Annotated in this window: 7 protein-coding genes; all 7 read left to right on the plus strand. The window is 54.8% G+C overall.

What is annotated here, in order from left to right; genetic code table 11:
• The first annotated feature begins 222 nt into the window (after positions 1-222).
• Positions 223-450: a hypothetical protein gene (locus HOLDEFILI_RS14475; RefSeq protein WP_006060553.1), complete on the plus strand. Its 228-nt coding sequence runs from the start codon at positions 223-225 to the stop codon at positions 448-450.
• Positions 451-508: 58 nt separating this feature from the next.
• A complete protein-coding gene (ftsW, locus tag HOLDEFILI_RS14480; RefSeq protein ID WP_006060554.1) occupies positions 509-1,588 on the plus strand; it encodes a putative lipid II flippase FtsW in 1,080 nt (359 codons plus the stop codon).
• Positions 1,589-1,671: 83 nt separating this feature from the next.
• A complete protein-coding gene (murG, locus tag HOLDEFILI_RS14485) occupies positions 1,672-2,745 on the plus strand; it encodes an undecaprenyldiphospho-muramoylpentapeptide beta-N-acetylglucosaminyltransferase (RefSeq protein WP_006060555.1) in 1,074 nt (357 codons plus the stop codon).
• 15 nt (positions 2,746-2,760) lie between these two features.
• Positions 2,761-3,657 (plus strand): UDP-N-acetylmuramate dehydrogenase, encoded by an 897-nt coding sequence (gene murB / locus HOLDEFILI_RS14490; protein ID WP_006060556.1) that lies wholly within the window; start codon positions 2,761-2,763, stop codon positions 3,655-3,657.
• Complete coding sequence (locus HOLDEFILI_RS14495) at positions 3,654-4,514, plus strand: cell division protein FtsQ/DivIB (RefSeq protein WP_006060557.1); 861 nt, start codon at positions 3,654-3,656, stop codon at positions 4,512-4,514. Before murB ends, HOLDEFILI_RS14495 begins: the two co-directional genes overlap by 4 nt.
• A 56-nt stretch (positions 4,515-4,570) precedes the next feature.
• A complete protein-coding gene (locus tag HOLDEFILI_RS14500) occupies positions 4,571-4,930 on the plus strand; it encodes an Asp23/Gls24 family envelope stress response protein (RefSeq protein ID WP_006060558.1) in 360 nt (119 codons plus the stop codon).
• Positions 4,931-4,942: 12 nt separating this feature from the next.
• Positions 4,943-6,417: DAK2 domain-containing protein (locus tag HOLDEFILI_RS14505; protein WP_006060559.1), on the plus strand; the 1,475-nt coding region annotated here is incomplete at its 3' end.

Consider the following 6,417-nt stretch of genomic DNA (forward strand, 5'->3'; position numbering starts at 1 on the left):
CCGGGGCCAGGCCGGCCGCGCTTAACGCCTGCCACACTCCGATTTCATAGGCGCCCCGCGAACCGCCGCCACACAATACCCATGCCGTTTTCATGATCTGTTCCTCCCGTTCGATTGTTTTCTATCTTTATGTATTATATAATAACGGCGCAGGTTTCGATACGCTGAAAACGTTTTTGGCGGAAACGAAAACGGAAAATGAAAAGAAAGAGGTGAAGGACGATGAAGCTGATTCATCATGCGATTTATTTTGTCAGCTGCATGGCGATTTATATCGGCCTGTTCTGGGCGGAATGCCAGATCGTGCCGCCGGTGCTGGAACTGTGTCTGCCCTCAGGCTGGATTGGGGTCGAATGGGTCGTCCTGGGCCTGTTCCTCCTGTTTCCTAATCCGCAGCTGACCTGGATTTTCGGCAACCGGATTTCCCGCCGGCTGACGCCCGCTTCCTGATTTGACATCAAGTTTCACTTTCTCTGCGCATACGCTGTATGGGAGGTGAGACTTTTTTATGTTCCATCGAAAAAACAGGCTGCTTTTGATCGAAGTGCTGACGCTGGTGGCCGCCGGGTTGATCATGATCGCCTCCAGCTCGGTGTACTGGGCGGAGTTCAAATATCACAACCCCTGGTATTTTGTCCAGCGTCAGGCGCTGTTTGCCGGGCTGGGCTTAGTCGCGATGAATTTGACCAGCCGGCTGAATATTCAAAAGCTGCGGGAAAAACAGAAGCCGATTCTGATCGGCTGTTATATCGCTCTGGCGCTGGTGCTGATTCCAGGACTGGGCGTGCAGCGCAACGGCTCGCGCAGCTGGTTCGGCGTCGGCAGCTTTTTGATCCAGCCCTCGGAATTTTTTAAGCTGGCGCTGATTCTCTCGGTGTCGGATTATCTGGCTTCCAAAGACCGGATTAAAAGTCTGCGCCGGGATTTGTTAGTGCCGCTGTTTTTAACCATGCTGGGTTTCGGACTGATTCTTCTGCAGCCGGATTTCGGCAGCGGATTGGTCATGGTCTGCAGCATCGTTGTGATCGTGCTGGCGGCGGACGCGCCGTTTAAGTATTTTATCCGTCTGGGACTGCTGGGCGCGGCAGGCTTGACCGGCTTGATTCTGGCGGCGCCGTACCGGATGGCGCGGATCGTTTCCTTTCTTGATCCGTGGCAGGATCCGTTAGGCAGCGGCTTCCAGATCATCCAGTCGCTGTTTGCGATCGCCCCGGGCGGCTTGCTGGGAGCCGGACTGAACCGGTCGATGCAGAAGCACTTTTATCTGCCGGAACCGCAGACCGATTTCATCTTCGCGATCACGGCGGAGGAATTGGGCTGGATTGGTGCTTCGCTGATCATTATTATTTATCTGCTGATCATTCTGGAGGGTGTCCGGATCGCCAAGAACGCTCACGATCCGTTTCTGTGCTATGTCGCGGTCGGCATCGTCAGTTTGTTCGCAATTCAGGTCATGATCAATCTCGGCGTCGTCGTCGGTCTGTTTCCGGTCACCGGGATCACGCTGCCCTTGATGTCCTACGGCGGCAGCTCGTTAGTGATGATCATGGCCTCGCTGGGCATCTTAATGAGTATCGCCAAGGCCTAAAGGCAAGATGCGGGTGGGCGCGGCGGACGATGTATGCTATAATAAGGCAGGCAAAAAAGCAAATGAAAAAGGAGTGAAACGCAATGCGCGTATTAATTGCGACCGGCGGTACCGGCGGTCATATCTATCCGGCGCTGGCGCTGGCCGACGCCATGAAGGAAAAAGATCCGCAAACGGAAATCCTGTTTGTCGGCACGGCGGAACGGATGGAGTCGACAGAGATTCCCAAGGCCGGCTATGCGTTTGAAGCGATTAAGGCCAAAGGGCTGAATGGTTCAGCCCTGGCGAAGGTTCAGGCCGTCATGCAGCTGGCCCAGGCGTATTTCGCCTGCCGGAAGATTGTGCGGCAGTTCCGCCCGGATTACGCGATCGGCTTTGGCAACTATATCAGCGCGCCGGTGATTCTGGCCGCGCACTTCGCGCATGTCCCGACGATGCTTCACGAACAAAATTCCTATGCCGGCAAAGCGAACCGCTTTCTGGCGAAATATGCCGATCAGATCGTCGGCTGCTATCCTGAAAACTTAGACCAGTTTCCGCCGCAGAAAACCCGGATCCTCGGCAATCCGCGGGCCAGTGTGGCGGCCCGGGCGCAGCGCGATCCCAACGTGGTGCGGCAGCTGGGTCTGGATCCGGCCAGGCCGTTAGTCGTCGTTGTGATGGGCTCGCTGGGCTCGGAAAGCGTCAATGCCGTCATGGTCAAAGCGCTGAAGCAGATGGCCGGCCAATCCTATCAGGTATTGTATGTTACCGGCCGGGCGGCTTATGAGGAAGTCCGCGCGCAGCATCTGGAATGTGCCAATATCAAGGTAGTCCCGTATATCGACGGGGTCAAGGTCATGGTCAACGCCGATCTGGCGGTGGTGCGCGGGGGAGCGACGACGGCTGCGGAGATCACGGTTTTAGGTCTTCCGGCGATCATCATTCCCAGCCCTTACGTTCCCAACAACCATCAGGTGCTCAACGCGAAAGCGCTGCAGAGCGCGGGGGCGGCGCTCATGATCGAAGAAAAAGACTTGACAGAAGGGGAAATAACCGCAAAAATAGAGAGTGTTGTTTTTGATCCGATCCGTTTGGAAAGCATGCGGACGGCTGCGAAGCGGCTGGGACATCCGGATGCCAGCGAACAGATATACAACTGGATCCAACAAGGATAAAAGGTGATTCTAACAATGAGAAACAGCTTGGAAAGACTGCGGTGCTATGGCGATGTGACGGAAAATGTTCCGATGTCGACGCTGACGACACTGCGCATCGGCGGCAATGCCCGTGCGGTCGTCTATCCCAAGACAATGCTGGCGCTGACGCAGGTACTGCGGCTGTTAGCCAAGCAGGGGATTCCGTATAAAATCTTCGGCAAGGGGAGCAATCTGTTATGCTCCGACAACGATTACGAAGGCGTGATACTCAAGCTTGACCGCTATCACGGCGACTTTTATTTCGACGGCCAGACGGTAGTGGCGGAGGCCGGCTGTTCGATCATCGCTTTGTCGTATGAAGCGATGAAGCATTCGCTGTCCGGACTGGAATTTGCCAGCGGCATTCCCGGCACGGTCGGGGGCGCGGCGTTTATGAACGCCGGCGCGTATAAGAGCTGCATGGCTGAGGTCGTCAGCGAGGTGTTCGTGCTGCGGCAAGGACGCTGCGAATGGTTAAGTCCGGCTGAGTGCGGCTTTGGCTATCGGACTTCGATTTTCCAAAGTCATCCCGACTGGGTGATTCTGGCCGTCCGGTTTCATTTGACAAAACAGGATCAGACGGAGATCCGCGATCTGATGGACCGCCGGCGTCAGCGGCGGATGGAATCGCAGCCGTTGGATAAGCCGAGCGCCGGCAGCGTGTTCCGCAATCCCAAGGATCGCCAGGCCTGGCAGATGATCGATGAGCTGGGCTACCGCGGCCGCCGTGTCGGCGGGGTTTCCGTCAGCGAGAAGCACGTCAATTTCATCGTCAACGATCAACAGGGAAAGGCCCGGGATTTTATTGAACTGGTCGAGGAAATTCAGGAACAGGTGCGCCGTCAATACGGTGAGGAACTGATTCTGGAAGTGGAGAAGTTTAACTGGTGATCCGCAAACCGGCGCCGGTCAAACCGGACGAAAACAAAAACTCGGTAGATTTGTTGATCGAACAACGGCGGCGTCAGGCCGAACAAAAAAACTTCCGCCGGCAGAAACGCCGGCTGTTCAAGGCGTCGTTAGTCTGCGCGCTGATCGTGATGGGACTGGCGTATTATTCAAGCGACGCTTCGTTAATCAAAACCGTCAGCGTTAAAGGCAACGTCAGCTTAAGCCGTGCCGACGTGCTGGAGCTGGCGGGAATCACAGCTCAGTCGCGCTGGCTGACGGTATTTGCACCGCAGGTGAAAAATGCCCTGCAGCAGTATCCGCTGATCGTCTCGGCTTCAGTGCGGCATGAGCGCGGCAACCAGATCGTGATTGAAATTGAAGAACGGGAGCCGGTCGGCTACCGCTACATCGAAGAACCGGAAATTTTATTCAAGGACGGAACCGTCGTCAAGATGGATGAACGGATGACCGGCCTGATCGCAAGGATTCCGCTGATCGTCGGCTTTCAAAGCGAAGAACAGAGCGCCGATCTGGCGATGGCGTTCCGCCATGTGCCCGCGGCGATGATTTCGCTGATTTCAGAGATCCAGCAATATGAGGTTTCCTACGATCCCAACATGATCCGGCTGATCATGCATGACGGCAACCAGTTTTTTTCCAGCTACTATTCGATGGACGTGCTCAGCGAGTACAACAGCATCGTTTCCAATCTCAACAAACCGAACTCGTGCATCTACGTCGATGAAATGTCCAAGTCCGCCTACACCCAGCTGTGTCCGGGCGAAGCGGATCCCAACGCGCCCGCAGAGGGAGAATCAGATGAAAATTCTGACACAAACGGCGCAGAAACCGAGTAAAATTTGAAAAGTACAAATAGTTTGATATAATAAATAAAGCGAAGGAGGAATCGTTCATGTCCATAGAACGGGTAACCAGCTACGGAAATATCAACATCTCGCAGGAAGCGATCGCAACGTTGGCCGGAGGTGTCGTCAGCGAATGCTACGGCGTCGTCGGGATGGCTTCTCAGAAGTTAGTGAAGGACGGCTGGGCTGAATTATTGAAAAAAGAAAACTATTCCCGCGGGGTTGTCGTCAGAAAGACCGACAAGGGAATGGAATTGGATCTATATATCGTCATCGGCTTCGGCGTTAAGGTATCGGAAGTCGTCAGTGAAGTACAGAAGAAAGTGAAGTATGTCCTTGAGAAAACTCTGGAGCAGGATTTTGCGGCCGTCAATGTCTATGTGCAGGGTGTCCGGGTTATTGGTTAATCGGAGGGTATCATGAATAGAATTAACGGAACGGATTTTAAAGAGATGCTGCTCAGCGGAGCGGCTCATTTGAGCAACCGCCACGACGCGATTGACGCGCTGAATGTTTTCCCGGTCCCGGACGGCGACACCGGCACGAACATGTCGATGACGTTCACCTCGGGCGTGAAGGAAGCGATGCAGGCGTGCACCGAGGATCTCAGCTTGTTGGCGAAGACCTTGTCGAAGGGGCTGTTGATGGGAGCGCGGGGAAATTCCGGCGTCATTCTGTCGCAGATTTTCAGAGGTTTTTACCAGGCCATCGAAGGCAAGAGCGAGCTGACTCCGGCGGATTTGGCGGCGGCGTTCGTCAATGGCAGCAAGGTTGCCTACAAGGCGGTTATGCGCCCGGTGGAAGGGACAATTTTAACGGTTGTCCGCGAAGCCAGCGCGGCCGGCGAGCAATACATGAAGGAACATCCGGAAGCGTCGATCGACGATGTGTTTAACTGCATTCTCGATGAATCGCGGATTTCACTGGCCAATACGCCGGAACTGCTTCCGGTATTAAAGGAAGTCGGCGTCGTCGACAGCGGCGGAACCGGATTGGTCGTTATTTTAGAAGGCTTTAAAGCGGCGATGGATGGTCATCCGTTCGTCATGGAAGAAAAGGAAAGCACCACCGCTAAAGCGGCGATGGAGCTGGAAAATGAAGAATTCGGCTACTGCACGGAATTTATTCTGCGGTTAAGCGAGCAGGGACAGGTTACGTTCACCGAAGATAAGATGAAGAAGGCGCTGGCCCGCTTGGGCGAATCGATCGTCGTCGTTCAGGATGACGATCTGGTCAAGGTGCACGTGCATACCCTGACCCCGGGCGACGCGCTGAACTACGCGCAGCGCTACGGTGAATTCGTCAAGCTGAAAATTGAAAACATGCAGGAACAGCACAACACGATCATGAACGAATCACTGCCGGAAAAAGCGGAAGCCCCGGTGGAAGAAAAAGATTACGCTTTGATTGCGGTTGCGGCCGGGGACGGCTTGAAGAAGCTGTTTGAGGAATATCGCGTCGACGTCGTGATTTCCGGCGGGCAGACGATGAATCCGTCGACTGAGGATTTTGTCGCGGCGATCAAGAAGGTCAAGGCGAAGCATATCTTCATCCTGCCGAATAACTCCAACATCATCCTGGCGGCGCAGCAGGCCGCGGCGGTGATGGAAGACCAGGATATCCGGGTTCTGCAGACAAAATCGATCCCGCAGGGCTTATCCGCCTGCATCATGTTCAATCCGGAAGTCTCCGCGGAAGAAAACGAAGCGGAAATGACCGCCGCGCTGCAGCATGTCAAAACGGGGCAGATCACCTATGCGATCAAGGATACAACCTTCGATGGCATGGAGATCGTAGCCGGGGATTACATGGGCATCGCCGAGAAGTCAATCGTGATTTCAACGCCGAATAAAATGGATGCGTGTCTGCGGTTACTGGACAGCCTGATCGACGG

The organism is Holdemania filiformis DSM 12042 (assembly GCF_000157995.1).
GTDB classification, from domain to species: domain Bacteria; phylum Bacillota_I; class Bacilli_A; order Erysipelotrichales; family Erysipelotrichaceae; genus Holdemania; species Holdemania filiformis.

What these genes read in the sequence shown, in the direction of transcription:
- ftsW (WP_006060554.1), top strand. Translation starts at nt 509, where the DNA reads ATGTTCCATCGAAAAAACAGGCTGCTTTTGATCGAAGTGCTGACGCTG.
- murG (WP_006060555.1), top strand. Translation starts at nt 1,672, where the DNA reads ATGCGCGTATTAATTGCGACCGGCGGTACCGGCGGTCATATCTATCCG.
- HOLDEFILI_RS14500 (WP_006060558.1), top strand. Translation starts at nt 4,571, where the DNA reads ATGTCCATAGAACGGGTAACCAGCTACGGAAATATCAACATCTCGCAG.
- HOLDEFILI_RS14475 (WP_006060553.1), top strand. Translation starts at nt 223, where the DNA reads ATGAAGCTGATTCATCATGCGATTTATTTTGTCAGCTGCATGGCGATT.
- murB (WP_006060556.1), top strand. Translation starts at nt 2,761, where the DNA reads ATGAGAAACAGCTTGGAAAGACTGCGGTGCTATGGCGATGTGACGGAA.